Annotated in this window: 18 protein-coding genes, 1 pseudogene and 1 riboswitch; of the genes and pseudogenes, 9 read left to right on the top strand and 10 right to left on the bottom strand. The window is 67.5% G+C overall.

Annotated features, from left to right (window positions below):
- Positions 1-12: 12 nt before the first annotated feature.
- From pstA to pstS, 3 genes are all read right to left on the bottom strand, one after another.
- Positions 13-852 (bottom strand): phosphate ABC transporter permease PstA, encoded by an 840-nt coding sequence (gene pstA / locus QGN17_RS19435; protein WP_281046262.1) that lies wholly within the window; start codon positions 850-852, stop codon positions 13-15.
- 10 nt (positions 853-862) lie between these two features.
- Positions 863-1834 carry a phosphate ABC transporter permease subunit PstC gene (gene pstC, locus QGN17_RS19430; RefSeq protein WP_281046261.1) on the bottom strand — a complete coding sequence of 324 codons (972 nt, stop codon included), beginning with the start codon at positions 1832-1834 and terminating at the stop codon, positions 863-865.
- Positions 1835-1920: 86 nt separating this feature from the next.
- Positions 1921-2958, bottom strand: a complete 1038-nt coding sequence (gene pstS / locus QGN17_RS19425; RefSeq protein ID WP_281046260.1) for a phosphate ABC transporter substrate-binding protein PstS — start codon at positions 2956-2958, stop codon at positions 1921-1923.
- 386 nt (positions 2959-3344) lie between these two features.
- On the opposite strand from pstS, the gene QGN17_RS19420 reads away from it, so the two are divergent.
- The 5 genes from QGN17_RS19420 (at position 3345) to mdoH (ending at position 10356) form a co-directional block, all read left to right on the top strand.
- Positions 3345-4436: a D-alanyl-D-alanine carboxypeptidase family protein gene (locus QGN17_RS19420; protein WP_281046259.1), complete on the top strand. Its 1092-nt coding sequence runs from the start codon at positions 3345-3347 to the stop codon at positions 4434-4436.
- A gap of 81 nt (positions 4437-4517) precedes the next feature.
- A complete protein-coding gene (locus QGN17_RS19415; protein ID WP_281046258.1) occupies positions 4518-5804 on the top strand; it encodes a L,D-transpeptidase family protein in 1287 nt (428 codons plus the stop codon).
- A gap of 146 nt (positions 5805-5950) precedes the next feature.
- Positions 5951-6562 carry a murein L,D-transpeptidase catalytic domain family protein gene (locus tag QGN17_RS19410; protein ID WP_281046257.1) on the top strand — a complete coding sequence of 204 codons (612 nt, stop codon included), beginning with the start codon at positions 5951-5953 and terminating at the stop codon, positions 6560-6562.
- Between the two features lie 283 nt (positions 6563-6845).
- Positions 6846-8339: a glucan biosynthesis protein gene (locus QGN17_RS19405; RefSeq protein WP_281046256.1), complete on the top strand. Its 1494-nt coding sequence runs from the start codon at positions 6846-6848 to the stop codon at positions 8337-8339.
- 187 nt (positions 8340-8526) lie between these two features.
- Positions 8527-10356 carry a glucans biosynthesis glucosyltransferase MdoH gene (gene mdoH, locus QGN17_RS19400; RefSeq protein ID WP_281046255.1) on the top strand — a complete coding sequence of 610 codons (1830 nt, stop codon included), beginning with the start codon at positions 8527-8529 and terminating at the stop codon, positions 10354-10356.
- Positions 10357-10385: 29 nt separating this feature from the next.
- Here the strand turns inward: mdoH and QGN17_RS19395 are convergent.
- A pseudogene (locus QGN17_RS19395) lies at positions 10386-11656 on the bottom strand (Xaa-Pro dipeptidase).
- A 124-nt stretch (positions 11657-11780) separates the two neighbouring features.
- Here QGN17_RS19395 and QGN17_RS19390 point away from each other — a divergent pair.
- The 3 genes from QGN17_RS19390 to QGN17_RS19380 all read left to right on the top strand — a co-directional run bounded on the left by QGN17_RS19390 (position 11781) and on the right by QGN17_RS19380 (position 15646).
- Positions 11781-13730: an OPT family oligopeptide transporter gene (locus tag QGN17_RS19390; RefSeq protein ID WP_281046254.1), complete on the top strand. Its 1950-nt coding sequence runs from the start codon at positions 11781-11783 to the stop codon at positions 13728-13730.
- A gap of 66 nt (positions 13731-13796) precedes the next feature.
- Positions 13797-14123, top strand: a complete 327-nt coding sequence (locus QGN17_RS19385) for a hypothetical protein (RefSeq protein ID WP_281046253.1) — start codon at positions 13797-13799, stop codon at positions 14121-14123.
- Positions 14120-15646 (top strand): methyl-accepting chemotaxis protein, encoded by a 1527-nt coding sequence (locus tag QGN17_RS19380; protein ID WP_281046252.1) that lies wholly within the window; start codon positions 14120-14122, stop codon positions 15644-15646. Before QGN17_RS19385 ends, QGN17_RS19380 begins: the two co-directional genes overlap by 4 nt.
- 29 nt (positions 15647-15675) lie before the next feature.
- On the opposite strand, the gene glpK is transcribed toward QGN17_RS19380, so the two are convergent.
- The 5 genes from glpK to QGN17_RS19355 form a co-directional block, all read right to left on the bottom strand.
- Positions 15676-17154, bottom strand: coding sequence for a glycerol kinase GlpK (gene glpK / locus QGN17_RS19375; protein WP_281046251.1), 1479 nt, complete (start codon positions 17152-17154; stop codon positions 15676-15678).
- 81 nt (positions 17155-17235) lie between these two features.
- Positions 17236-18726, bottom strand: coding sequence for a glycerol-3-phosphate dehydrogenase (glpD, locus tag QGN17_RS19370; RefSeq protein ID WP_281046250.1), 1491 nt, complete (start codon positions 18724-18726; stop codon positions 17236-17238).
- Positions 18727-19021: 295 nt separating this feature from the next.
- On the bottom strand, positions 19022-20845 hold the full coding sequence (locus QGN17_RS19365) for a DUF190 domain-containing protein (RefSeq protein ID WP_281046249.1): 1824 nt from the start codon (positions 20843-20845) through the stop codon (positions 19022-19024).
- Between the two features lie 23 nt (positions 20846-20868).
- Positions 20869-20943: riboswitch (Fluoride riboswitch) on the bottom strand.
- 305 nt (positions 20944-21248) lie between these two features.
- Positions 21249-22649 (bottom strand): helix-turn-helix domain-containing protein, encoded by a 1401-nt coding sequence (locus QGN17_RS19360; RefSeq protein WP_281046248.1) that lies wholly within the window; start codon positions 22647-22649, stop codon positions 21249-21251.
- Positions 22650-22700: 51 nt separating this feature from the next.
- Positions 22701-23018: a hypothetical protein gene (locus tag QGN17_RS19355; protein WP_281046247.1), complete on the bottom strand. Its 318-nt coding sequence runs from the start codon at positions 23016-23018 to the stop codon at positions 22701-22703.
- Positions 23019-23111: 93 nt separating this feature from the next.
- On the opposite strand from QGN17_RS19355, the gene QGN17_RS19350 reads away from it, so the two are divergent.
- Positions 23112-24020 carry a LysR family transcriptional regulator gene (locus QGN17_RS19350; RefSeq protein WP_281046246.1) on the top strand — a complete coding sequence of 303 codons (909 nt, stop codon included), beginning with the start codon at positions 23112-23114 and terminating at the stop codon, positions 24018-24020.
- A gap of 4 nt (positions 24021-24024) precedes the next feature.
- Here the strand turns inward: QGN17_RS19350 and QGN17_RS19345 are convergent, their stop codons facing one another.
- Positions 24025-24495, bottom strand: coding sequence for a low molecular weight protein-tyrosine-phosphatase (locus QGN17_RS19345; protein WP_281046245.1), 471 nt, complete (start codon positions 24493-24495; stop codon positions 24025-24027).
- Between the last annotated feature and the right edge of the window lie 176 nt (positions 24496-24671).

The following is a 24671-nucleotide window of genomic DNA, read 5'->3' as shown; positions in this document are numbered from 1 at the left end:
TGGCGACGTCGTTCATGGGCGGTGGGTCTCCCGGGCGACGAGGCGCCCAACGATGTTGACGGCAAGCACGGCGACCGCGATCAGCAGCGCGCCCACCCAGGCGAGGCGCTGCCAGTCATCATAGGCCGAAAGCGCGAACTGGAAAATGGTGGTCGGCAGGCTGCCCATCGGCTTGGCCATATTGTAATTGACGAACTGGTTGCCGAGCGACGTGAACAGCAGCGGCGCCGTCTCGCCCGAGATGCGGGCGAAGCCGAGCAGGCCGCCGGTGAACAGGCCCGCGCCCGCCGCCTTCCAGATGATCGAGCGGATCACGAAGCCGCGGCCGGCGCCCAGCGCCATGCCCGCCTCGCGCAGCGTGTTGGGCTGCAGGGTCAGCATGTCCTCGGTGGTACGGGTCACGATCGGCACCGCGAGCAGGCCGAGCGCGACGCCGCCGGCATAGCCCGAGAAGCCGTGGAAGGGCTTCACCAGGATCTCGTAGACGAACAGGCCGACCAGGATCGACGGCGCCGAGAGCAGCACGTCGTTCAGGAAGCGTACGATCTGGCCGTACATGGTCTTCCCGCCATATTCGGCGAGCCATGTGCCGGCGAGGATGCCGACGATCACCGCCAGCACCATGCCGAGCACGCACATCATGATCGATCCGACGATGCCGTTGAGCAGGCCGCCGGGCGAACCGGGTGCCGGCTGGGTCATCGTGAAGATCTTGGCGTCCAGCCCGCCGAAGCCCTTGGCGACCAGCGACCAGAGGATCATGACGAGGAAGGCGAGAGCCACCAGCGTGGCGGCCCCGCAGAGGCCGATGAACACACTGTTGGTGATCTTGCGGCGGAGAGCGCGGTCCATCAGTCCCTCCTCAATGCTTTTCGCTGGCGAGCAGCAGGCGGGCGACCGCCAGCACGGCGAAGGTCAGGATGAACAGCACGAGGCCGAGCGCGATCAGCGCGGCGGTGTGCATGTCCGACGTGGCTTCCGCGAACTCGTTGGCGATGGTCGACGCGATGGTCGATCCGCTGTCGAACAGCGAGTGGGGGAAGCCGTGCGAATTGCCGATGATGAAGGTCACCGCCATCGTCTCGCCGAGCGCGCGGCCGAGGCCGAGCATCACGACGCCGACGGCGCCGCGGCGGACGTAGGGGATCATCACCTTCGAGACGACCTCGAAATTGGTCGATCCAAGGCCGTAGGCGGCCTCGCGCACCTGCGCCGGGATGGTCAGCAGCAGTTCGCGGAACACCGCCGACATGTACGGCAGGATCATGATCGCGAGGATCAGCGATGCGGTGAAGATGTTGGCCCCGTTGGGGATGCCGGCGACCAGCGCGGAGAGCCAGTCTGGCAGATTGGCCGCGTCCATCATCAGCGGCATCTGGACGTGCGTCGCGAACCACGGCGCCAGCACGAACAGGCCCCACATGCCGTAGACGATGGACGGAATGCCCGCGAGCAGCTCGACCGCCACCGCGACGGGCTTGGCGATGCTGCGCGGGCAAAATTCGACGAGGAAGACAGAAACACCGGTCGCCAGCGGCAGCGCGATGATGAGCGCCAGGATCGAGGTGACGATCGTGCCGACGATCGGGCCGGCGGCACCGTAATTCTCCTGCACCGGATCCCAGGCGGAGGAGGTGAAGAAGCCGAAGCCGAACTGCCTGAAGGCGGGCCAGCCGCCAATCGCGAGGCTGATCACCACCCCGGCGAGCGCCGCCAGCAGCAGAGTCGCCGCACCGAAGCACAGGCCACGGAAGATCGTCTCGCTGAGCTCGCTCTGGCCCGGAGCCGTTTCGCGCGGAGGCGCGCTATCGCTGTCCATCATAGTGGCCGTCATGCCGCGCCCTATCCGTGGTGTGGTGTCCGCACGTCAGCGGGGGCACCCATTCAGGGCACCCCCGCCTTCCGTACCTTAGCGGTGGCTTACTTGCCCGTGTAGACCGGCTTGCCGCCCGCCGTCACGTTCGTCGTCCACTGCTTGCGGATCAGGTTCTTCACGGCCAGCGGCAGCGGCACATAGTCCAGCTGCGCGGCGGCGCCGTCACCGGCCTTGTAGGCCCAGTCGAAGAACTTCAGCACCTGCTCGCCGGCGGCCGGATTCTCCTGGTTCTTGTAGACCAGGATGAAGGTCGCGCCGACGATCGGCCAGCTGTTCGCGCCCGGCTGATCGAGCAGGAGCAGGTAGTTGCCCGGAGCCTGCGCCCACTTGGCACCGGCGGCGGCGGCGGCGAAATCCTGCGCGGTCGGCGCCGGATACTTGCCGTTCTTGTTCTGCACGAGCACGTACGCCATCTTGTTCTGCTTGGCGTAGGCGTACTCGACGTAACCGATCGAGCCGGGGGTCTGCTTCACGAAGGCCGAAACGCCATCGTTACCCTTGCCGCCGAGGCCGGTCGGCCAGTTCACCGAGTCCGACGCGCCGACCTTGGAGGCCCAGGCCGGGCTCTTCATCGACAGGTAGGAGGTGAACAGGAACGAGGTGCCCGAACCGTCCGAACGGTGCACGACGGTGATCGGCATCGCCGGGAGCTTCACGCCCGGATTCGCCTTGGTGATGACCGGATCGTTCCAGGTCTTGATCTGGCCGTAGAAGATCGCCGCCAGCATCGGGCCGGTCAGCTTGATCTGGCCGGCGGCGATGCCGGGGATGTTCACGACGGGGACGACGCCGCCCACCACGGTCGGGAACTGGTAGAGACCGGCGGCATTCAGATCCTCCGGCTTCAGCGGCTTGTCGGACGCGCCGAAATCGACGGTCTTCGCCTTGATCTGCTTGATGCCGCCGCCCGAACCGATCGCCTGATAGTTCAGGCCGGTGCCGGTGGTCGCCTTATAGGTCTCGGCCCACTTGGCGTAGACCGGAGCGGGGAAGGTCGCGCCGGCGCCCGAAATATCGGCGGCGGACGCAGCAGACGCGAGCAGGCCAGCCACTCCCGCGGCTGCTACGAAAGTCTTGAACATGATGCATGTCTCCAACGCCGGTGTTGCCCCTCCGGCTGAGACCGCCTCTAGGTAACCCCTGTTACGTATATGTGACAACGACGCCTGTTCCACCCGTCGTGGCCGGAAAACCCAAGGATTTACGGGGCAAAAAGGTTGCCGGCGAGCGTTCCCGCTCGCGGGCCCGTGGCGAGGAAGCGTGCGAATCGAGCGACGGCCAGCAGGTCCTCGCTGCGCCAGTCCGTTGACGGAAAACGCCCGAACGAGTCTGCAAACGGTTGGCGGGAGTCTGCGGCAAGCCTATGATTCCGAAGGAGGCGTTCTGCCTCGTTTTTCAGGGCCGGATACTTGCACACTCAACTTTCACACCGCGCATGGGCAAGCGCGCGGTGACACATACGATTCCGATGACCCGGCGCCTGATCGCCCTTGGCCTGGCCCTGATCGCGGCGCTGATGCCATTCTGCGCAGAGGCCGTGCCGCCGCGCTACGCCGCCTTCCTGGTCGATGCGAACACGCGCGAGGTGCTCTACGCCAACGCGCCCGACGAACTGCGCCATCCCGCGTCGCTCACCAAGATGATGACGCTCTATCTGACCTTCGACGCGCTGGAATCCGGACGGCTGAAGCTCACCGATCCGGTGCCGGTGTCGCGTCATGCCGCGTCGATGAAGCCGTCGCGCCTCGGGCTTGCCGTCGGCCAGAGCATCAGCGTCGACAACGCGATCTCGGTGGTGGCGGTGAAATCGGCCAACGACATCGCCGTCGCGCTGGCCGAGAAACTGGGCGGCACCGAAGAGAATTTCACGCGGATGATGAATGCCAAGGCGCAGATGCTGGGGATGCGCAACACGCATTACGCCAATGCATCCGGCCTCACCGATCCCACCAACGTCACCACCGCGCGCGATCTCGCGATCCTCAGCCTCGCGCTCCTTCACGACCATCCGCGCTTCTACAGCTATTTCAGCGAGCGCAATTTCGTGTGGCAGCGATCGACGATGATCAACCACAACCATCTGCTGGGCAAGGTGATGGGCGTGGACGGGATCAAGACCGGCTATACGGTGGACAGCGGCTTCACCGTCGCCGCCTCGGCGCAACGCGGCAACCGGCGGCTGATCGCGGTGGTGCTGGGCGAACCGAGCCTCGTCGCGCGCAACCGCGATTCCACCGCGCTGCTGGAGGCCGGCTTCTCGGTGCTCGATCGGCGCGGGCTGGGGCAGACGGTGACGGTCGCCTCGGTGCTGCCCGGTGGGGACCACCCCGCGCTCCGCGTCGAACCGGCGGTCGAGCAGGGCGCTTCCGACGAAGGCGACGACAATCCCGCCCCCGTCCGTCACGCGGCGCCCAGGGCGCGCGCCCATGCGCACATGAAAGCATCAGGCTCCGCCCATCATGCCGCAAGGGCCAGGAAATCGTCGCGCGCGGGCCACACCGCAGCCAAATCGTCATCGAAGAAGACCAGGGCCAAGACCTCGCATCGACACAAAAGCTGACTGATCTAAAAGGGATGCCGCGCGGAGAATCGCATCCGCGCGCCGGTGGCGGGGGCACCGCCCACAGGGGTCCGAATGTCCATGTCGCGCGCACTCGCCGGGGGCCTCCTTGCCGGCTCCGTCCTGCTGCTCGGCGCGGCCGGGATCGTGCTGATGCGCGCCGAGGAAAAGACTGCGCCGGTGGTCGCGGAGGCGCCCCCTCCGCCGCCGAAACCCCACTGGAATTCCGATACGCTCCACCAGCTGCTCGCCGCCATCGACGCGTCGCGCGCCGAGGGGCTGCGACCGAAGGATTATCAGCGCGAGGCGCTCGTCACCTTCCTCGCCCACGGCGGATATGTCGGCGATATTGAGGCCACCGCGACCAGCGCCGCCCACATGCTCGCCGGCGATTATATCGACGGTCGCATCAAGCATCCGTCGCGCTTCGACTGGCATATCGAACACAGTCCGGAGCGGCTGACGACGCTGGACGTCGATCTGGCCAATGCGGTCAACAACGATGCGCTGCCCGGCTATCTGAACGCCCTGCTGCCGACCGACCCACGCTATGCCGCGCTGCGCCAGGCCTATGCCGATACGCCGGTCTCCGAACACGGCCGCCGGGACGCGATCCGCGCCTCGATGGAGCGCTGGCGCTGGATGCCGCGCGTGCTGGGCGACAATTATGTCTGGGTGAACATCCCCACCTACAAGCTGCAGCTCTATCGCGACGGCAGGCAGGCGGCCGAGCATGTCGTGGTGGTCGGCGCGCCCAAGACGCCGACGCCGCAGCTTTCGGCGCATGTCGACCGGATCATCGTCAATCCGTGGTGGACGCTGCCGCCCAGCGTGCTGCGCGAGGGCAAGAAATACTCGCCGGCCAAGGGCTATGTCTGGCAGAAGATCGGCGGCAGGACCTTCATCCGCCAAAAGCCGGGGCCGATGAACGCGCTCGGCCGGATGAAGATCGATATGCCCAACGCCTGGGCGATCTACCTGCACGATACCCCGGCGAAGAGCGGCTTCGCCCAGCCGATGCGCGCCTTGAGCCACGGCTGCATCCGCGTGCAGAACATCCCGTCGCTCGCCTCCGAACTCTACGATCCCGCCGCGATCGACTCCGCACTCGAAACCTACACGATGAAATCGCTGCCCATGCGGACCAAGGTGCCGGTCTACATCGTCTATTTCACCGCCGCGCCGGATGCCGACGGCAAGGTCGTCACCTATGGCGATCCCTATGATCGCGACGCGCGAATGATCGCCGCGCTTGACGGAATCAGATACCACCCTCCGGCCAAGCCCGCGAAACCCCTTCCCAAGGCGGAAGCCGAGGCCGTCACGGTGAATCGTGCGGTCGATGAGCCGGGACGTGCCCAACCCTAGGGAACTCGACCATAAGTTAGCGAAACGGACGGGAATTGTCTGGTATACGGTTCCCCGAGCTAGGGCAGTCACAATTTAGGATCGATTGAGTGAACTCTCCTCGGGGGGCGTTTTCGCGCCGTGATATTCTTCGTACCGGTACCGTTGTGGCCGCCGGCATCGTGGCGGGTCCCGCCCTCGCCCAGATCAATGCAGGCCTTCCGGGCGTCGCCAAGCCGACTGCGACGGCCATGCCCGCCAGCCCGCTGACCATCCGGCCGGACCTCTTCCGCAGGGCGCTCGCCGCGCTCCAGCGGCACGGCAGCCAGATCAAGTATCGCGACAAGATGGCGCTGGTCGATTTCGATCTCTCCTCGTCGCAGCCGCGCTTCCATCTCGTCGATCTTGCCTCAGGGCGATCGAAGAGCCTGCTCGTCGCGCACGGTCGCGGTTCGGATCCGGAGCATATCGGCTACCTCACCCGCTTCTCGAACGAGATGGGATCGAACTGCTCCTCGCAGGGCACCTACCTGACCAGCGACATCTATGTCGGCCAGCATGGCCGCTCGCGACGGCTGCTCGGCCTCGACGCCACCAATTCGAACGTCGAGCCGCGCAATGTCGTGGTCCACGCCGCCTGGTACGTCAGCCCGGACATGATTGCCCAGCACGGCAAGCTCGGCCGATCGGAGGGCTGCTTCGCGCTCTCCACCGCCGATCTCGAGGAGACACTGGCCGCGCTCGGGCCGGGACGGATGATCTACGCCGACAAGGTGTGATTAGCGCGGTCCGAGACCGCGTTAAACCTTACATCCGTTCGCACTGAGCCCTTCGACTGCCTGCCAAGGCAGGCGCTCAGGATAAACTTCGATCCTTTGGATCGAAGTCGAAGTGCCGCCGCAGCGCATGGCCTTCGACTTCGCTCAGGCCGAACGGATGTTGGTTGGAGGATGAAGAGGGGCAAACGCCCCTTGCAACCTTTTACCCCCCATCCGTATTTGTCGTTTCATGACGACAACGACGCCCACTTTCGCTCCGAGCAGGCGCTCCCTCCTCGCCGCGATGGCTGCCGCCGCCGCCTTGCCCTCCGGCCGTCTCCTCGCCGCCGCGACCAGGGGGGAGGCTCAGCCCTTCTCCTGGCCGAAGTTGAAGGCGCTTGCCGCGCAGATGGCGCGCCAGCCCTACAAGGCGCCGCCGCCGCCGCCGCCGGGCGTCGCCGCCGTCACCTATGACGCGCTCAACTCCGTCCAATACAAGGCCGCCGCGACCCAGATGAAGGGCGGCGCCTCGGGCGGGGTGCGCTTCTTCCCGATCAACCATTTCCAGCCGCAGCCGGTCGAGATCTATCTGGTCGAGGGCAATATGGCGCGGCCCTTCCATTACGACCCGGCGCTGTTCGACATGCCCGCCGACGGGCCGCTCGCGAAGATGGGCGCCAATGCCGGCTTCTCCGGCTTCCGCGCGATGAACGCGGCGGGAACGAGCGACTGGCTGGCCTTCGCCGGCGCCTCTTATTTCCGCTCGTCGGGTGCGCTCGACCAGTATGGCCTATCCGCGCGCGGCATCTCGATCAATTCGGGCGGCCCCAGCGCGGAGGAATTTCCCGCCTTCACCAAATTCTGGATCGGGCGCGGCGAGGACGGTGCGCTGCTGGTCGATGCGCTGATGGAGGGGCCGAGCGTCACCGGCGCCTACCGCTTCGTCAACCGCAAGACAGATGCCGGCGTGATTCAGGACATCGAGGCCTCGCTCCACATCCGCAAGGACATTGCCCGGCTCGGCATCGCGCCGCTCACCTCGATGTTCTGGTACGATCAGGCCGAGCGTGCGCGCGCCACCGACTGGCGGCCCGAAGTGCACGATTCCGACGGCCTGCTGATCCACAACGGCGCGGGCGAGCGGCTGTGGCGTCCGCTCAACAACCCCAAGTCGCCAACCGCCGATAGCTTCGCCGACAAGTCGCCCAAGGGCTTCGGCCTGCTCCAGCGCGATCGCAACCACGATCATTATCAGGACGACGGCGTCTTCTACGAGAAGCGCCCGTCGCTCTGGGTCGAGCCGAAGGGCGATTGGGGACAGGGCGCGGTGATGCTCATCCAGCTCGTCACCACCGACGAGACCAACGACAATATCGTCGCTTTCTGGAACCCGGCCGCGCCGGTAAAGGCCGGGATGCACTATGACCTCGCCTATCGCCTCAGCTGGATCGCGGGCGATCCGCTGCCCGAAGGCCCCGCGCGTGTGGTCGACTGGTGGCAGGGCGCGGCGGGCCGGCCCGGCCAGACGGTCGTGGCGGGCGCCACCAAGCTGGTGATCGACTTCGAGGGGCCGAGCCTCTCGGGCCTCGGCCGCTCCAGCGGCGTCACGCCGGACGTGTCGGTCAGCAACGGCAAGGCCGACGCGGTCGCTGCCTATCCGGTGGTCGGCCAGCAGGACCGCTGGCGGCTGATGATGGACGTGACGCCGGCCGGCAAGGCGCCGGTCGACATCCGTGCCGCGCTGCGGCGCAACGGCGCGCCCCTCACCGAAGTCTGCCTCGCGCAGGTCGGCGCCTGATCGGCCGCCCCGCCCCGGAAGGGAACCACCCCGCCTCCGCGCTGTTGTGCGTGCATCCCACTTGCTGCACAGCGGCAGGGAGGATGGGTGGTGCGTTGCGGGGCGTTGTTTTCCTGATCATGAGGGTTTCGGGTTGATCCATGACACGAGCGGGACGGCATCCGCCAATCCCTGGGGCTCGATAGCCATGCCGGGGGACATGCCCGCCGAGACGCCGGCGATGATGCCGCTGCAGGTGCTGGAGGAAGCGCCCGCCCCGACCCGGGCGCCGCGTACCTCGCCTCACGGAATGACCGAGCGGCGCCTGCTGCTGGTGCTGGGCACGATGATCATCGGCACGTTCGGCGCGGGCGAGATCACGCGCAGCCTGTCGAGCGACGGCATCCAGGCGATCGACGTGGTGCTGATGGCGCTTTTCTTCGCGCTGTTCGCGTGGATCGCCTTCGGCTTCCTCAACGCGTTCGCCGGCTTCCTGCTGCTCGTCTCGGGCCGCTCGGTGCCGACGCCCGCCGCCGCGCCGACCGCGAAGCCGGTAGGCCGCACCGCGATCCTGCTGCCGATCCACAACGAGGAGGTCGAGCCGGTCTTCGCCCGCCTGCGCGCGATGTCGCGGTCGATCGCGGCGGCCGGCGGCGCGCAGCTGTTCGAGATCTTCATCCTTTCGGACTCCAAGCCCGAGCGCGAGGTGCTGGAGCACAAGGCGTTCCGCCGGCTGCGCGGTCTCTCCCCCCTGCCCGTCTGGTATCGCCGCCGCCTGATCAACGAGGCGCGCAAGCCCGGCAACATCGCCGACTGGGTGCGGCGCCACGGCGGCGCGTTCGACTATATGATGGTGCTGGACGCGGACAGCCTGATGTCCGGCGCTGCCGTGATGCGCCTCGCCGCCGCGATGGACCGCCACCCACAGGTCGGCCTGCTGCAGACCATCCCGATGGTGATCGGCGGCGAGACGCTCTTCGCGCGCTGGCAGCAATTCTGCGCCCGCCTCTACGGCCCGGTCTTCTCGGCGGGCCTGCTCTGGTGGTCGGGCGCGGAGGCGAGCTTCTGGGGCCATAACGCGATCATCCGCACCGCCGCTTTCGCCGAAGCCTGCGGCCTGCCCAAGCTCCCCGGCCCCGAGCCGTTCGGCGGCCACATCATGAGCCACGACATGTTCGAGGCCGCTTTGCTCCGCCGGCGCGGCTGGGCCTGCCACATGGTCGCGATGCAGGACGGTACCTACGAGGAATATCCGCCGACCTTCGTGGAACATGCCCAGCGCGATCGCCGCTGGTGCCAGGGCAACCTCCAGCACCTGCGGGTGCTGGACACGGCCGGTTTCCACTGGGTCAGCCGCCTGCAGCTGTTGATGGGTGCATCCGCCTATCTCACCTCACCGCTCTGGCTGATGCTGCTCGGCGTGAGCGCGATCGTCGCGGCCCATTCCGAAGGATCGATCCAGATCATCGCGCCGTCTGGCTGGCTGCTGGCGCTGACCATCGTGCTGCTGTTCGCGCCCAAGTTCATGGCGCTCGGCTGGATGCTGGCCGATCCGGTGCGGCGGCAGGGCTTCGGCGGCGGCTGGTCGCTGACCAAGAGCGTGCTCGCCGACATCCCGCTCTCCGCGCTCGTCGCGCCGATGATGATGATGACGCAGAGCCTCGCGGTGATCGACATCCTGCGCGGCCGCAAGAGCGGCTGGGCGGTGCAGAACCGCGTATCGGACGGCGTATCGATGTCCGACGCGGCGCGCGCCAGCCGGCCGCATCTGATCCTCGGTGCGGCGATGGCGGCCGCCGCGATCCTCGGCTGGCAGCCGGCGATCTGGATGAGCCCGATCTTCGCGGGCCTGCTCGCTTCGCCCCTGCTCGTCGCCTGGACGTCACGCGCCTCGATCGGGCGCGCGTCCGCCCGCCGCCATTATTTCATGATCCCCGAAGAGCGCCGCCCCAACCCGCTGATCCGCGACGCGCAGGTGTCGCCGGAGGATCTGGGCGAGCCGGTGGAGGCACGTTGGGGTGCTGAGGTGACGGCTTAGCCTTCGACCCTCCCCCGCCAGGGGGAGGATTAATCCTTCACCACCTCGCCCCCCTTCATCACGAAGCTCGGATGTTCGAGCAGGCGCACGTCCTGCAGCGGGTCGCCGTCCACCGCGACCATGTCGCCATAGCGCCCCACCGCGATCGCGCCGACGTCCCTGGTGCGGTCGAGCGCCTCGGCGGCGCTCTTGGTCGCGGCCTGGATCGCCTCGATCGGGGTCATGCCCCATTCGACCATCTTGGCGAACTGCTTGGCATTGTCGCCATTGGGATAGACTCCGCCATCGGTGCCGAAGAGCATCTTCACCCCGCCGCATGGGCCGCGCGGAAGGTCTGGCGCTGCTTCAGGCCGATCATCTTCTCCTTGGCGAGGCTTTCCGCGAACACGCCGTTCTTCGCGCCTTCGGCCAGGATGTAGTCGTCATTGTAGATGTCCATGTCGAACCAGGCGCCATGCTCCTTGGCGAGCTTGAAGCTGGTCTCGTCGGCGAGGCTGGCATGTTCCACCGTGTCGACGCCCGCGCGAAGGCCCGCGTTGATGCCGTCGGTGCCGTGCGCGTGGATGGCGACGCGCAGGCCCAGCATGTGCGCCTCGTCCACGATCGCCTTGATCTCGTCGAAGGTCAGCTGCTGCGCGCCGACGCTGTCGCCCTTGGAGAGCACGCCGCCGGTCATGCAGACCTTGATCACCTCGGCGCCATATTTGTGGACGGTGCGCACCGCCGCGCGGAAGCTCTCGGGCGAATTGGCGATCTGGGGCGACGGCACCGTGATCGAGGGGGGAAATTCGGTAGCGTCGCAATGCCCGCCGGTGGAACCCAGCGCATAGGTCGCCGGCACGATGCGAGGGCCGGGGATATAGCCGCCCTCGATCCCCTGCTTCAGCGCCACGTCGTCATAGTTGCCCGATCCCACGTTGCGCACCGTGGTGAAGCCCGCCTCCAGCGTCTTTTTGGCGTTGGCAACGCCCACCACCGTCCAGAAGGTGTCGGTATATTCGAGGCCCTTATAGCCTGAAAGGTGGGGATCGCTGGTCAGGTGGACGTGCATGTCGATCAGGCCGGGCAGCAGCGTGCGGTTGCCGAGATCGATCGTCTTCGCGCCCTGTGGCACCGCATCGCCCTGATGGCCGACCGCCGCGATGCGGCCGTCTACGATTGTCACCTGCGGCCTGTCGACCTCCTTGCCGGCCAGCACGTCGACCATGTGCGCGGCGGTGACGACCACCGTTTCGGCGCGCACCGGCGCAAGAGCGGTGCAGGCCGCCAGAACGGCCGCGATCCGGGCAAATCGACGCATGACAATGTCCCCCTGTTGTTCGATCGTATAAAGAATGCCGGATCGCGGCAGGTCAACCGGCAAAAAGCCATTGCCGGTTCGGCGCGCCTCGCCGAGAAGGGCGGAAGAGACGAGAAGGACAGACATGGCGCAGGCTGGGCAGGATAAGGAACTCACGCTGGGCGCGCTGGTGCTGGGATCGGCGCTGACGCTGATCTTCACCGCCGCCAACGTTTTCCTGGGCCTCAAGGTCGGCCTCACCTTCTCCACTTCGATTCCGGCGGCGGTGATCTCGATGGTGGCGCTGAAGGCGCTCGGCCAGTCCGGCATCCTCCAGAACAATATCGTGCAGACGGTCGCCTCGTCCGCCGGCACGCTCTCCTCGATCATCTTCGTGATGCCCGGCCTGATCATGGTCGGCTGGTGGGCGGACTTCCCCTTCTGGCAGAGCGCCTTGATCTGTGCGACCGGCGGCCTGCTCGGCGTGATGTTCTCGATACCGCTGCGCCGCGCGCTGGTGACCGGATCGGATCTGCCCTTCCCCGAAGGCTGCGCGGCGGCCGAAGTGCTCAAGGTCGGCAGCGACGACGGATCGCCCGCCGGCGCCGAGGAGAGCAAGGCGGGTCTGCTCGCCTTGCTGACGGGCAGCGCCGTCTCCGCTTTCTATGCCCTGCTCACCGCGATGCGTCTCGCCGCCGCCGATGCCGCCGCATGGTTCCGCATCGGGCCGAGCGCGACCGGGATCGACTACGGCCTGTCCTTCGCGCTGATGGGGGTGGGCCACCTCGTCGGCCTGTCGGTCGGCGCGGCGATGCTGCTCGGCCTGTTCGTCGGCTTCGGCGCGGCGACGCCGATCCTCGTCTGGCTGCATCACGCGCCCGATCCCGCCGCCATCGCCGAGGCGACCTGGGCGCACGAGGTCCGCTTCATCGGCGCGGGCGTGATCGGCGTCGCGGCGCTGTGGACGCTGGGCAAGCTGGTGCTGCCGATCGCGAAGGGTCTGCGCGATGCCGCCGCCTCGTCCAGGGCGCGTAAAGGCGCGTCCGGCGCCGTGCTGCCGGTCGAGGAGCGTGACATGCCGGTGCCGATCGTCGGCGCGATCACCGCCGCGTTGCTCGTCCCCACGATCGGTCTGCTGCTTCATTTCACCGGCACCGGGCCGCTCGCGGCGTGGAGTTGGCCGCTGGCGATCGGCGGGACGGTCTATATCTATGTCGCGACCGTCATCGTCGCCTCGGTCTGCGGCTACATGGCGGGACTGATCGGCGCGTCGAACAGTCCGCTGTCGGGTGTCGGCATCCTCGCGATCCTCGGTGCGGCGATCCTGCTGGCGGTGGCGGTCGAGCCGTTCGTGCCGGCCTCCGCCTCCTCGCAGATGATCGCGCTGGCGCTGTTCGCCACCTCGATCATCTTCTGCGCCGCCGCCATCGCCAACGACAACCTTCAGGATCTCAAGACCGGCCAGCTCGTCGGCGCGACTCCGTGGAAGCAGCAGGTCGCGCTGATGGTCGGCGTGGTGGCGGGCGCGATCACCATCCCGCTGGTGCTCAACCTGCTCGCCAAGGCCTATGGCTTCGGCGACGCGACGGCCGCCCACCCGACGCCGCTGCCCGCCCCGCAGGCGGTGCTGATCTCGGCGCTGGCCAAAGGCGTGCTGGCGCACGATCTCGACTGGAGCCTGATCGGCATCGGCGCGATCATCGGCTTCGTGCTGATCGCGCTCGACGGGATGCTCGGGCGGATGGGCAAATTGCGCCTGCCGCCGCTGGGCGTTGGCATCGGCATCTACCTTCCGATGTCCGCCACGCTGCCGGTGGTGATCGGCGCCTTCCTCGGCCATTGGTGGGAGAAAAGGAACCCCTCGCCCGCCACCCAGCGGATCGGCGTGCTGATGGCATCCGGCCTGATCGTCGGCGAGAGCCTGTTCGGAGTCGCGCTGGCCGTGCCGATCTCGATCACGCTCAACCCGGCGCCGCTGGCGGTGGTCGGTGCCTGGTTCGACCCGATCGCGACGATCGGCGGATCGATCCTTTTCGCGGGCCTGTTGTGGTTTAGCTACGTCCGCGCGGGACGGCTAGGCGCACGGATTTCCTAGTCTTTTCGTCGAATCTGCGGACGAGGGTTAAACCCTTCATAACCATCCCGATCCTAACCGGATGGAATGAACACCGTTTCGGATGCACATCGCCGGGCCTCGTCCGCCGGCCTGATCGGACTGCAGTCCACGATCGCGGCGGCCACGCTCGGCTGGCTGCTGCTGGCGCCGCCGGCGCAGGGGCAGATGCTGCTGGTGCCGCTTACCGGAACGGCGATCCAGTCTCTCCCCGCGCGCGCGCTACATGGCGAGACACGATTGATCGGTACGGGACCGACTCCCGGATCGCTGATCGTCGAGGGGCGCCGTGACACTCTGACCGGGCTGTTCCGTCACGCGACTTTGGTGCTGGCCGTGCCGCCGGGCGGTTGCCGGGCGGGAGCGAGCGCATGATCGTCCACGAACTGAACGACCTCCGCCGCGCCGGCATCCGCCTGCTCGTCATCGCGGGCTGGCTGAGCGTGGTGGCGCTGTTCTGCATGGCGCTGGTCTTCGGCACATCCGGCTGGGAGGCGCTGAGCGTCGGCATCGTCGTCAACATCGTGCCCACCCTGTGCGCGATCCGGGGGCGCATCGACATCGCCGCGCGCAACGTCGTGGCGATCATGCTGGCGGTGCACCCGGCGCTGCTCGTATTCGTCATGCGCGGCGCGGCGTGGCAGCTCGACATGCACATGTATTTCTACGTCTCGCTCGCGGGCCTCACCATCCTGTGCGACTGGCGACCGCTGGTCGTGGCGGGCGCCGCGATCGCGATCCACCATTTGCTGCTCAACACGCTGGCCCCTTCGTGGGTGTTCGACGGGACCAACGGCATCTGGCGCGTGATGATCCACGCCGTCGCGGTCGCGCTGGAATGCGGCGTGCTCGGCTATATCGCCACCAAGTTGCGCGGCATGATCCTGAAACAGGGCTTCGCGCGCCATAACAGCGATCAGCTCGCCGCCGACGCCACCGCCGCTAAGGCGCGGGCCGAGGAGGCGCTCGCTGCCGCAGAATCCTCGCAGCGCGAGGCCCAGGCCGAACGCGCCCAGCGCGAACAGGCAGAAGCCGCGATCGCCGAGATGCGCCGCGCCGATCTGCTGCGACTGGCCGGAGAGTTCGAGCGTTCGGTCGCCGCCGTCGCGTCCGCAGTCGGCGTCGCCGCGACCTCGCTGGAAGGCTCGGCCCGCTCGCTCAACGGGCTGGCGCAGAATACCGGCCGCCAGGCCGCCGACGTCGCCGCGACCGCGCTGCAGGCGTCCGACGCCGCGCGTTCGGTTGCCGGCGGGGTCAGCACGCTCTCGCGCTCCATCGGCAGCATCGCGATCAACGTCACCCAGCAGGCCGAGCTGACCGACCATGCCCGGCTACGCTCCAACGCCGGTGATCGCGCGGTGCGCACGCTCGCCGGACGCACGCAGAATGTCGGCGAATTCGCCAACCTGATCTCCACCATCGCAGCGCAGACCAACCTGCTCTCGCTCAACGCCACGATCGAGGCGGCGCGCGCCGGAGATGCGGGTCGCGGCTTCGCGGTGGTGGCGCAGGAGGTGAAGGCGCTTGCCGGCCAGGCCGCACATGCCACGGGCGAGATCACCGGTCTCGTTTCCGGCATGTATTCCGGCGCCAACGAAGCCGAGCAGAGCTTCGCGCAGGTGACGGAGGCGATCGGCGAACTGATCGAGGCCGCCGCCGCAATCCGCGCGTCCGTCGACGAACAGCGCCAGGCCGCCACCACGATCGAGCGCAACGCCGACGAGGCCGCCGCCGGCATGGATGCCATGGCCCACCGCATCGCCGAAGTCTCGACCAGCGCCAGCGCTGCCGAGCGGCTGTCGGGCGAGGTGAAGGGGGCGGCCGGCGCGCTGCTCCGCCATGCCGAAACGCTGCAGAGCGCCACCGACACCTTCGTGGCGCATCTGAGAGCTGCCTGACATCTCCCCTCCCTGAAAGGGAGGGGAATTTACGCCAGCGCCTGCCGCAAGGCCCTCCGCCACCCTTCCAGCGAGGCACGCCGGCCCGCCGACGCGTGCGGCTCGAACCGGTCGAGCTTGCGATCGAGCTTCGCCACGGCTTCCGGCCCATCCCACAGGCCGATCCCGATCCCGGCGAGCAGCGCCGCGCCCAGTGCCGTCGTCTCCAGCATCGCCGGTCGCTCGACCGGCAGATCGAGCAGATCGGCGAGGAACTGACAGAGCCAGTCGTTCGCCGCCATGCCCCCGTCCACCCGCAGCGTTTCCAGCTTCGCGGCGCCGTCCTCCACCATCGCCTCGGCAAGATCGTGGGTCTGGTAGGCGACCGCCTCCAGCGCGGCGCGCGCGACATGCGCGGCGGTAGTGCCCAGCGTCAGCCCGGTGATCAGCCCGCGCGCATCCGGATCCCAGTGCGGCGCGCCGAGGCCCACGAAGGCCGGCACCATGTAGACCCCGCCATTGTCCTCGGTGCGGGTCGCCATGTCGTCGGTCTGCGAGGCGTGGGTGATGAGACCCAAGCCATCGCGCAGCCACTTCACCGCAGCGCCCGCGACGAAGATCGATCCCTCCAGCGCATAGGTCGGCCTGCAGTTCAGCCGGTAGGCCACGGTCGTGAGCAGGCGGTGATCGGAGGTGATCGCCTCTTCGCCGGTGTTCAGCAGCAGGAAGCAGCCGGTGCCGTACGTCGACTTGGCCGACCCCGGATCGAAACAGGCCTGGCCGACCACCGCCGCCTGCTGGTCCCCCGCCATGCCGGCGACCGGGATCGCAGCGCCGAGCAGATCGGGCACCGTCTCGCCGAAGACACCGGCATTGTCGCGCACCTCGGGCAGGATCGCGCGCGGCACGCCGAACAGGCCGAGCAGTTCGTCGTCCCAATCCTGCGCGTGGATATCGAACAATAGGGTGCGCGACGCATTGGTGGCGTCGGTGGCGTGGACCTTCCCGCCGGTCAGCCGCCAGAGCAGGAAGCAATCGATCGTCCCGAAGGCCAGCTCGCCCGCCTCGGCCCGCGCGCGCAGGCCCTCCACCTCGTCGAACAGCCAGGCGAGCTTGGAGGCGGAGAAATAGGGATCGAGCAACAGCCCGGTCTTGCGACGGACGAGCGGCTCGTGCCCCTCCTCCTTCAGCCGCGCGCAAAGCGGCGCCCCGCGCCGGTCCTGCCAGACGATCGCCCTGTGCACCGCCTCGCCCGTCTCGCGATCCCACAGCACCGCCGTCTCGCGCTGGTTGGTGATGCCGATCGCCGCGATATCGGCGGGCTGCAGATGCGCCTTGGCGATCGCCTCCTTCATGGTAGCGAGCGTATCGCGCCAGATGTCCACCGGGTCGTGCTCGACCCAGCCGGATTGCGGGTAATGCTGCGCGAACTCGCTCTGCGCGGTCGCCACCGCCTGCGCGCGCGCGTCGAAGACGATGGAGCGGGTGGACGTCGTGCCCTGATCGATCGCGAGGATGTGCTTCGCCATATCCCTCTCTACCGTTCGCACTGAGCGAAGTCGAAGTGCGTGCCGCAAGCGAGACGCCCAAGGCACGTCCTTCGACTTCGCTCAGGACGAACGGGTTTCCCGTGTCCGACGGAGATAATGCTCCAGCCGCCTCTCCGTCCCCGGCGGCACGTGCAGCAGCAGCTTGGAGCGCCGCCAGAGGATGTCCTCGGCCGTCCGCGCCCATTCCTCGCGGACCAGATAATCCACCTCGCGCGCGTGCAGCCCGCCGCCCAGATCCTCGCCCAGCTCGGCAAGGCTCGCGGCATCGCCCAGCACGCGATCGATCCGCGATCCATAGGCCCGCGCGAGCCGCCACGACGTCCGCTCGGACAGGAACGGCCAGCGCCGCCGGACCCCGCTGAGAAAAGCGCCGAAATCGCCGATGTCGCCGCCCGGCAGCGCTACGCGATCGGTCCACGCCTCGCCCATCGCCGGCAGGAAGGGCGCGAGCTTCTCCAGCGCATGTTCGGCGAGGCGGCGGTAGGTGGTGATCTTGCCGCCGAACACCGAGAGGATCTGCGGCCCCTCCTCCTCGCCCAGCTTCAGCACGTAATCGCGGGTGACGGCAGACGCGCTGGCGCTGCCGTCGTCGAACAGCGGGCGGACACCGGCGTAGGAGTGGACGACATCCTCGGGTCGCACCGCTTTCGCGAAATAGCGGCTGACGCTTTCGCACAGATAGGCCGTCTCCTCCGCACTGATCGCGGGCGCGGCGGGATCGTCGTGCCACGCGACGTCCGTGGTACCGATCAGCGTGAAATCGCGCTCGTAGGGGATGGCGAAGACGATGCGCTTGTCCGGATTCTGCAGGATATATGCGTGATCGCCGTCGAACAGGCGCGGCACGATGATGTGGCTACCCTTGACCAGACGCGGCGGCCGTTCGGGATGCGCGCCCCGCGCCGCGCCGACGACATGATCGACCCACGGCCCCGCCGCGTTGACGATCGCGCGGGCGCAGACCTGTTGCTCGCCATCGTCGTCGGCGATCGTCGCGGTCCATCCTTGCGCATCGCGTGTCGCCCCCGCGAAGCGCGTCCGCGTGCGGATGTCGGCACCCCGCTCGCGCGCATCGAGCGCGTTGAGCGCGACCAGCCGCGAATCCTGCACCCAGCAATCCGAATAAGCGAAGCCCTTGGCGATCTCCGCCTTGATCCCGGCGCCGAGCGGCCCTTTCAGCGACACCCCCTGCGACCCCGGCAGAGATCCGCGCCCGCCGAGATGATCGTAGAGGAACAGACCCAGCCGGATCATCCATCCGGGCCGCCCCGTCGGCGGCATCGGCATGACGAAGCGCAGCGGCCAGATGATGTGCGGCGCGATATGAAGCAGCTTCTCGCGCTCGATCAGCGCCTCGCGCACCAGCCGGAACTCGTAATATTCGAGGTAGCGCAGACCGCCGTGGATCAGCTTGGTGGAGGCGGACGAGGTGTGCCCGGCGAGATCGTCCTGCTCGACCAGCAGCACCTTGAGGCCCCGCCCCGCCGCATCGCGCGCGATCCCGCACCCGTTCACCCCGCCGCCGACGATGAGAAGGTCCGTCTCGATCATGCGCCGGGTCTAGCGGGTCGGGTGCCGCAGGGGGAGAGGGTTGGATTGAGATCGATATCTGCCGGCGCGACGGGATAGGCGGGAACAACACCCGCCAAGCCCGTCATCGCGAGCTGCGAAGCGCCGTGGCGATCCATCCGTCACCGCATCTGGATTGCTCCGCCATGCTCGCAATGACGGAATGGTGGGTTCGGGACAGGCCGCTTTTAGGCTGATCATGGGATTTTACTGCCCGACGGCTCTTTACCTAGCATCATAAAAAGCCACTGCTCCGCGTGGAGATTGCAGGTCACGGTCACCCTTCGGCAAGCTCGGCCGCAGGCGCATCGATTTGATCGAGACCCTTCGGCCCAACGCTCCAGTGTTCAAGATGCTTGTAGACGATCACGTTGCTCGCCAGCACGTCGCCATGCGCGCGGCAGAATTGCTCGAGCTGCTCGCGCTGGCCGATCAATTCGACGCACATCGTCAGATGCGGGTCGGAGATCTCCGAGCCGTTCTCGCGAACGGGACCGTGGTTGCTGTAGCCATAATGGGTGTGGTGGGCGACGGCGTTCATGATCCCGGTGGCCTTCGCCTGTGCAACCAGCGTCCGGTAGAGCGGCTTGGCGCCCCACCGCGACTTGGCCCCGCCCCATGACGCCTTGTCGCCGGGCTTCAGATAGATGCGGATCATGCCGATCTCGCTCGGCGTCACATGATGGATGTCAGACATGGCAATGCCTTCCTGATGGCGGGGGGCGAAGAGAGCGGAGAGATCGGCCGCGGGACGCAGCGCACGCACGTCTCGCAGCGTGAGATCGGGAGGCAGGATCGTGCGCGACCGCTTGGGCACCGCGACCCGCTGCGACAGATAGATGCCGCTATGCCCCGAACAGACATAGGCGATGAAGCAGGCGACGGCGACAGGCACCGCCGTGCCCGCGCCGAACAGCTCGACGCCCATGATCGTGCAGGCGAGCGGCGTGTTCGCGGCGCCCGCGAACACCGCGACGAAGCCGAGCGCCGCAAACAGATCGACGGGCACGCCGAGCGGGGCGGCGAGCGCATGGCCGAGCGCCGCGCCGATGAAGAAGAGCGGCGTGACCTCGCCGCCCTTGAAGCCACCGCTCAGCGTTACGACGGTGAACAGCATCTTGAACGCCCAACTCCAGCTGTCCGCGCCGGGCTGGAAGAAGCCGACGATGGTCGGGGCGCCGGGGGTCAGGCTCCAGACGCCGAGGCCGAGATAGGCGCGCGTGCCGATGAGGTAGGTCAGAGCGATCAAGGCGATGCCGCCGATCGCCGGTCGCGCAGGGCCATAAGGCACGATCTTCTTGAGCCAGCCGCCCAACGCATGATTAGCTTCGGCGAAGATCAGGCTCGCAAGGCCGAACGCGACGCCAGCGAGAGCGGCCTTGAGCAGCAGGACGGGCTCGAACAGCAGGCCCGGCTCCTTGGGAGCGAAGGTCGAGACGGCATAGGCGGCGTGGTGGATGCCCCATGCGTGACACGTCCAGTCGCCGACTAGCGCCGCGACGAGGCACGGCACGAGCGCGGCATATTCCACCCGGCCGACTGCGAGCACCTCCAGCGCGAAGACTGCGCCCGCCAGCGGCGTGCCGAAGACCGCACCAAACCCGGCCGCAACACCGGCCATCAGAATGATGCGCACGCTCGGCGGATCGAGCCGGAACCATCCGGCCACTGCGCTGGCGAGGCTGCCGCCGAGTTGCACCGCCGTTCCCTCGCGACCGGCCGAACCGCCCAGCAGGTGCGTGACGATCGTACCGAGAAAGACCAGCGGCGCCATCCTGAGCGGCACGCCGCCGCCGGGTTCGTGGATCTGTTCCACGATCAGGTTGTTGCCGGCTTCCACCGAACGGCCGAGCCGGTGATAGAGCCAACCGACTCCGGCACCGCCGATGGGCAGCAGGAAGAGCAGCCAGGGGTGATCGAAGCGCGCGCGTGTAGCGGCGTCGAGGCTCCACAGAAACGCGGCACACAGCGTGCCAACCGCGATCGCCATCGGCACGAGTAACAACGTCCAGCGCAACACCGACGCGGCATGGCCGCGCTGTGCCAGCGCCCGCGATATCAGGTTCAGGGATGCGATCAGATTGGCAAACGACGCGCGCACGGTTCCTCCTTGTTGCGTTACCGCAGCAGGTAGGAATCATCGGCTCCGAGGAGCGGTTCGGCGCGAACGCCCGGCAGAAATCCATTGCCGTTGAAAGCGGCGTATGGCCGCCATGCTTCGGCACGTCAATGTCCAGTTTCGAGCTTGCGAATCTGTTCAGCGAATGACGAGTGATGGGTAATAGCCGCCATCGCCGTCGCCCCTGCGCAGGCAGGAGCCTATCTCAACACCGTGCGCACGGGCTCAGGTGATCGACGAGTATCGAGGCGATAGCGCGCCTTCCCATGTAGGATTTCGCGTGAGATCATCACCGCACCCGATCCGTCGGGCCGGCTCTGTCACACCGTCGGTCACCTGTAGGAATGTCTTCTTTTCGCTGTCACGACTGTCAACTTCGTCAACTTCACGTAGCACGGAACGGATAGGGCGAGACCGGCCGCTGATACTGGTCGAGATCGAGCGCGCGCGTCACCGGCGGGAGCGCGCGCTCGGGGCAGTCGGGGCGCTCGCACAGATGGCAGGCGGGGCCGATCGGGATCGCCTCGCTGCTCAAGCCGTCCGCAGCGCCCAGCGCACCGGCGTGCTTCGCCTCGCAGCCGAGCACGATCGTCACCAGCCCCGGTGCCGCGGTGCGCGGCACGGCGCGTGCGAAAGTGACGTAGCGCGTCTCGTCCGGCGCTTCGACCAGCGCCGCGATCGTTTCGCCGGGGAGGCGAAAGGCGCGCTGCACGCCCCAGCGCGGGCACCCGCCGCCGAAGCGCGCGACGGGCAACGCCTCGCCGGAGAAACGCTTCGAGACGTTTCCCGCCGCGTCGATCTTGAGCAGGAAGAAAGGCAGCCCCCGCGCCCCCTGCCGGCCGAGCGTGGTCAGCCGGTGCGCGATATGCTCGTAGGACAGGCCGAAGCGCGCGGCGAGCAGATCGATGTCGCAGCGCGTCGCCTCCGTCGCCTCCAGAAATCGCCCGTAAGGCATCAGGATCGCGGCGGCCGCGTAATTGGCGAAGGCGACCTTGGCGAGTGCCGCGGCCTCCTCGTCCGGCGGCGCGGCGCGCTGGATCGCCGCCACGATCGGCTTCTGCATCACCTGCAACGCCAGCTGATAGGCGATACCGAACAGGCGGCTCGCCGCCGGCAAGCGTTCGGACAGCATCAGCCGCCGCCGGTGGAAATCGTAATGGCGCAGCGATCCGGCCAGCACCTCGTCCGGCATTACCCGCACGCTGATGCCATAGGGATCGCCCAGCCGCCGGAGCATCCCTTCGCGCAAGGCCTCCGGCCCCTGCCCCAGCTCGGCGGAGAGCGCCTCGGCCATCTGGTCGAGCTCGTCGAAATGATTGCGCCTGCCGTCGAGATATTCGCGCAGCCAGTCGAGCGGCGAGGCCATGGTCGAGGGTGCCGATCCCAGCTGCTCCATCCGGTCGGGCATCCGCCGGAGGTCGGTGAGCGCGCGATAGAGCCGGGTCACGGCCTCCGCGACGCTGGGGTAATTCTCCGCCACCTCCATGATCTCGTGGCGCGGGATGCCGATGTCGCGCACCAGCCCGTCGGCGAAGATTTCGTGGAGATCGCTCGCCGCCGCCTCGTTCGCGCCGGCGACGAAATCGCGCATGTCGATATCGTAGGTGCTGGCAAGGCGCAACAGCATCTGCGCGGTCAGCGGGCGCTGGTTGCGCTCGAGATGGTTGAGGTAGGAGGGCGAGACGCCCAGTTCCTCCGCCATCCTGGTCTGGTTGAGGCCCAGCTCGCGGCGAAGCACGCGCAGCCGGGGGCCGAGATAGAGCTTGCGATCGGCGGCCGTCACCATGGCCCGAGACTGTCACACCATGACAGTCTCAACAAGTCATTTCATGACGGATCAGGCGGCGACCATTCGCAGCGCCTCGACCTGGTCGCGGCTATATCCCATCGCGATCAGCTCGGCGGCGACATCCTTGGCGCGCGCCATGTTGCGACGGCTGGCGCAGACGAAGCGGCGGATCGCATCGAGGCGCGGATCGGCCAGCGCGGTCGGCTTCTCGATCCCGGTCACAGCACGGAACAGGCGCGACAGGCGCCCTTCCGACTGGGACGGTGCGGCGCAGGTGAAGCGCTCGACGTCGCGCAGCGCGACGGTCACGGCCTGCCATTCGGCGGTGGTGAGGCGGGGTTGGGCTGTGACATCGACCATGTGCATCGTCTTGCTCCTTCCGGATGAACGACCGATTAGCGCTGTTCCCCTTAGCGCGACATCCGGATAGTCTCTTCCAAATCGTTCGAGGAAATTGAAATGTCGAACCCCGGAACGCCGACCTACGATCAGCTCCGCATCTTCCTGACCGTGGTGGAGACCGGCAGCTTCGCCGGCGCCGGCCGCAAGCTCAATCGTGCCACCTCGGTGATCAGCTACGGCATCGCCAATCTGGAGGCGCAACTCGGCATCCTGCTGTTCGATCGCGAAGGCACCCGCAAGCCGGTGCTCACCGCCGCAGGCAAGTCTGTGCTGGCGGAGGCGCATGAGATAGCACACGGCATGGACGGCCTGCGCGCCAAGGTGAAGGGGCTGATGCAGGGCCTCGAGCCGGAGGTGAGCGTCGCGGTCGACGTGATGTGGCCAAGCGCATGGCTGGGTTCGGTGCTGAAAGCCTTCGCGCGCGAATTTCCGACCGTGACGCTGCGCCTGCATATCGAGGCACTGGGCGGCATCGCGCAGCTGGTGGTGGACGGTCGCGCCTCGGTCGGCGTCAGCGGCCCGCTCCAGCTCGATCTGGAAGGGATCCAGCGCGTCATGCTCGGCTCGGTCCCGCTGGTGCCGGTGGCGGCGCCCGATCACCCGCTCGCCCGTGGGCGCTTGAAGCCGGGCGCCGGCCGCGATCACATCCAGCTCGTGCTGACCGATCGCTCGCCGCTTACCGCCGGACAGGATTTCTCGGTCTTTTCCGATCGCACCTGGCGGCTCGCCGACCTCGGCGCCAAGCACCAGTTGCTGCGCGAGGGGATCGGCTGGGGCGGTATGCCCGTACCGCTGATCGAGGCGGATCTGATCGCCGGCACGTTGGTCAAGCTCGACATGCCCGATCGCACCGAGCAATTGTATCACTTCCAGGGCATGTTCCGCGCCGATGCACCTCCCGGCCCCGCCGCCCGCTGGCTGCTCCAGCAATTCGCGCTGGTTTCGGGCGCGCAGGGCATCGATTGACCGCCTAGCTTTGCGCGAGCGCCCTACCGAGCCCTTCTGCCGCGGCCGAAACATCCCGCCAGGTCTGCTCGAAATCGGCGCGCTTCCCGTAATAGGGATCGGCCACGCTTTCTCCTGCCCGGCCATCGGCGTGATCGAGCAGCAGGCCAAGCCAGGCCGTTGCGCCGGACGGCGCGATCGCGCGAAGATCGGCGAGATTATCGCTGTCGAGCGCGAGAATATGGGTGAAGCGGCGGAAATCATCCTGCGTGACCTGCCGGGCGCGATAGTTGGAGATATCGATCCCATGCCGGAGCGCCTCGGCCTGGGCGCGCGCATCCGGCGGATCGCCCGCATGCCATCCACCGGTACCGGCCGAATCCACCTCGACATGCAGGTTCAGGCGTACGGCAACATCGCGGAACGCCGCCTCCGCAAGCGGGGATCGGCAGATATTCCCCATACAGACGAACAGGACGGCGTGCAGATCGGCCATGAAGGCATCCTCCTGACTTGGAAGCCGCTAGGCGAAAATGATGTCCGCTGGCAATCCCGTGCGCCAGCCCCGAGCATAGCAAAAAACCCCGCATCGATCGCCGATGCGGGGCTTTTTGTCAGTGAATGGGTTCGGATAGTTTTAGTTTAGCGCACGTATCGTAAAGCCTGGCGGCG

It is taken from the genome of Sphingomonas oryzagri (genome assembly GCF_029906645.1).
Classification (GTDB): domain Bacteria; phylum Pseudomonadota; class Alphaproteobacteria; order Sphingomonadales; family Sphingomonadaceae; genus Solisphingomonas; species Solisphingomonas oryzagri.
Note: the sequence above shows the minus strand (reverse complement) of the source record. Positions and strands in the feature narration are given on the sequence as shown.

What these genes read in the sequence shown, in the direction of transcription:
- pstA (WP_281046262.1), bottom strand. Translation starts at nt 852, where the DNA reads ATGGACCGCGCTCTCCGCCGCAAGATCACCAACAGTGTGTTCATCGGC.
- glpK (WP_281046251.1), bottom strand. Translation starts at nt 17,154, where the DNA reads ATGGCGAAGCACATCCTCGCGATCGATCAGGGCACGACGTCCACCCGC.
- QGN17_RS19360 (WP_281046248.1), bottom strand. Translation starts at nt 22,649, where the DNA reads ATGGTGACGGCCGCCGATCGCAAGCTCTATCTCGGCCCCCGGCTGCGC.
- QGN17_RS19390 (WP_281046254.1), top strand. Translation starts at nt 11,781, where the DNA reads ATGGCGCAGGCTGGGCAGGATAAGGAACTCACGCTGGGCGCGCTGGTG.
- QGN17_RS19420 (WP_281046259.1), top strand. Translation starts at nt 3,345, where the DNA reads ATGACCCGGCGCCTGATCGCCCTTGGCCTGGCCCTGATCGCGGCGCTG.
- pstC (WP_281046261.1), bottom strand. Translation starts at nt 1,834, where the DNA reads ATGACGGCCACTATGATGGACAGCGATAGCGCGCCTCCGCGCGAAACG.
- QGN17_RS19350 (WP_281046246.1), top strand. Translation starts at nt 23,112, where the DNA reads ATGTCGAACCCCGGAACGCCGACCTACGATCAGCTCCGCATCTTCCTG.
- glpD (WP_281046250.1), bottom strand. Translation starts at nt 18,726, where the DNA reads ATGATCGAGACGGACCTTCTCATCGTCGGCGGCGGGGTGAACGGGTGC.
- QGN17_RS19355 (WP_281046247.1), bottom strand. Translation starts at nt 23,018, where the DNA reads ATGCACATGGTCGATGTCACAGCCCAACCCCGCCTCACCACCGCCGAA.
- QGN17_RS19405 (WP_281046256.1), top strand. Translation starts at nt 6,846, where the DNA reads ATGGCTGCCGCCGCCGCCTTGCCCTCCGGCCGTCTCCTCGCCGCCGCG.
- QGN17_RS19345 (WP_281046245.1), bottom strand. Translation starts at nt 24,495, where the DNA reads ATGGCCGATCTGCACGCCGTCCTGTTCGTCTGTATGGGGAATATCTGC.
- QGN17_RS19380 (WP_281046252.1), top strand. Translation starts at nt 14,120, where the DNA reads ATGATCGTCCACGAACTGAACGACCTCCGCCGCGCCGGCATCCGCCTG.
- pstS (WP_281046260.1), bottom strand. Translation starts at nt 2,958, where the DNA reads ATGTTCAAGACTTTCGTAGCAGCCGCGGGAGTGGCTGGCCTGCTCGCG.
- QGN17_RS19415 (WP_281046258.1), top strand. Translation starts at nt 4,518, where the DNA reads ATGTCGCGCGCACTCGCCGGGGGCCTCCTTGCCGGCTCCGTCCTGCTG.
- mdoH (WP_281046255.1), top strand. Translation starts at nt 8,527, where the DNA reads ATGCCGGGGGACATGCCCGCCGAGACGCCGGCGATGATGCCGCTGCAG.
- QGN17_RS19385 (WP_281046253.1), top strand. Translation starts at nt 13,797, where the DNA reads ATGAACACCGTTTCGGATGCACATCGCCGGGCCTCGTCCGCCGGCCTG.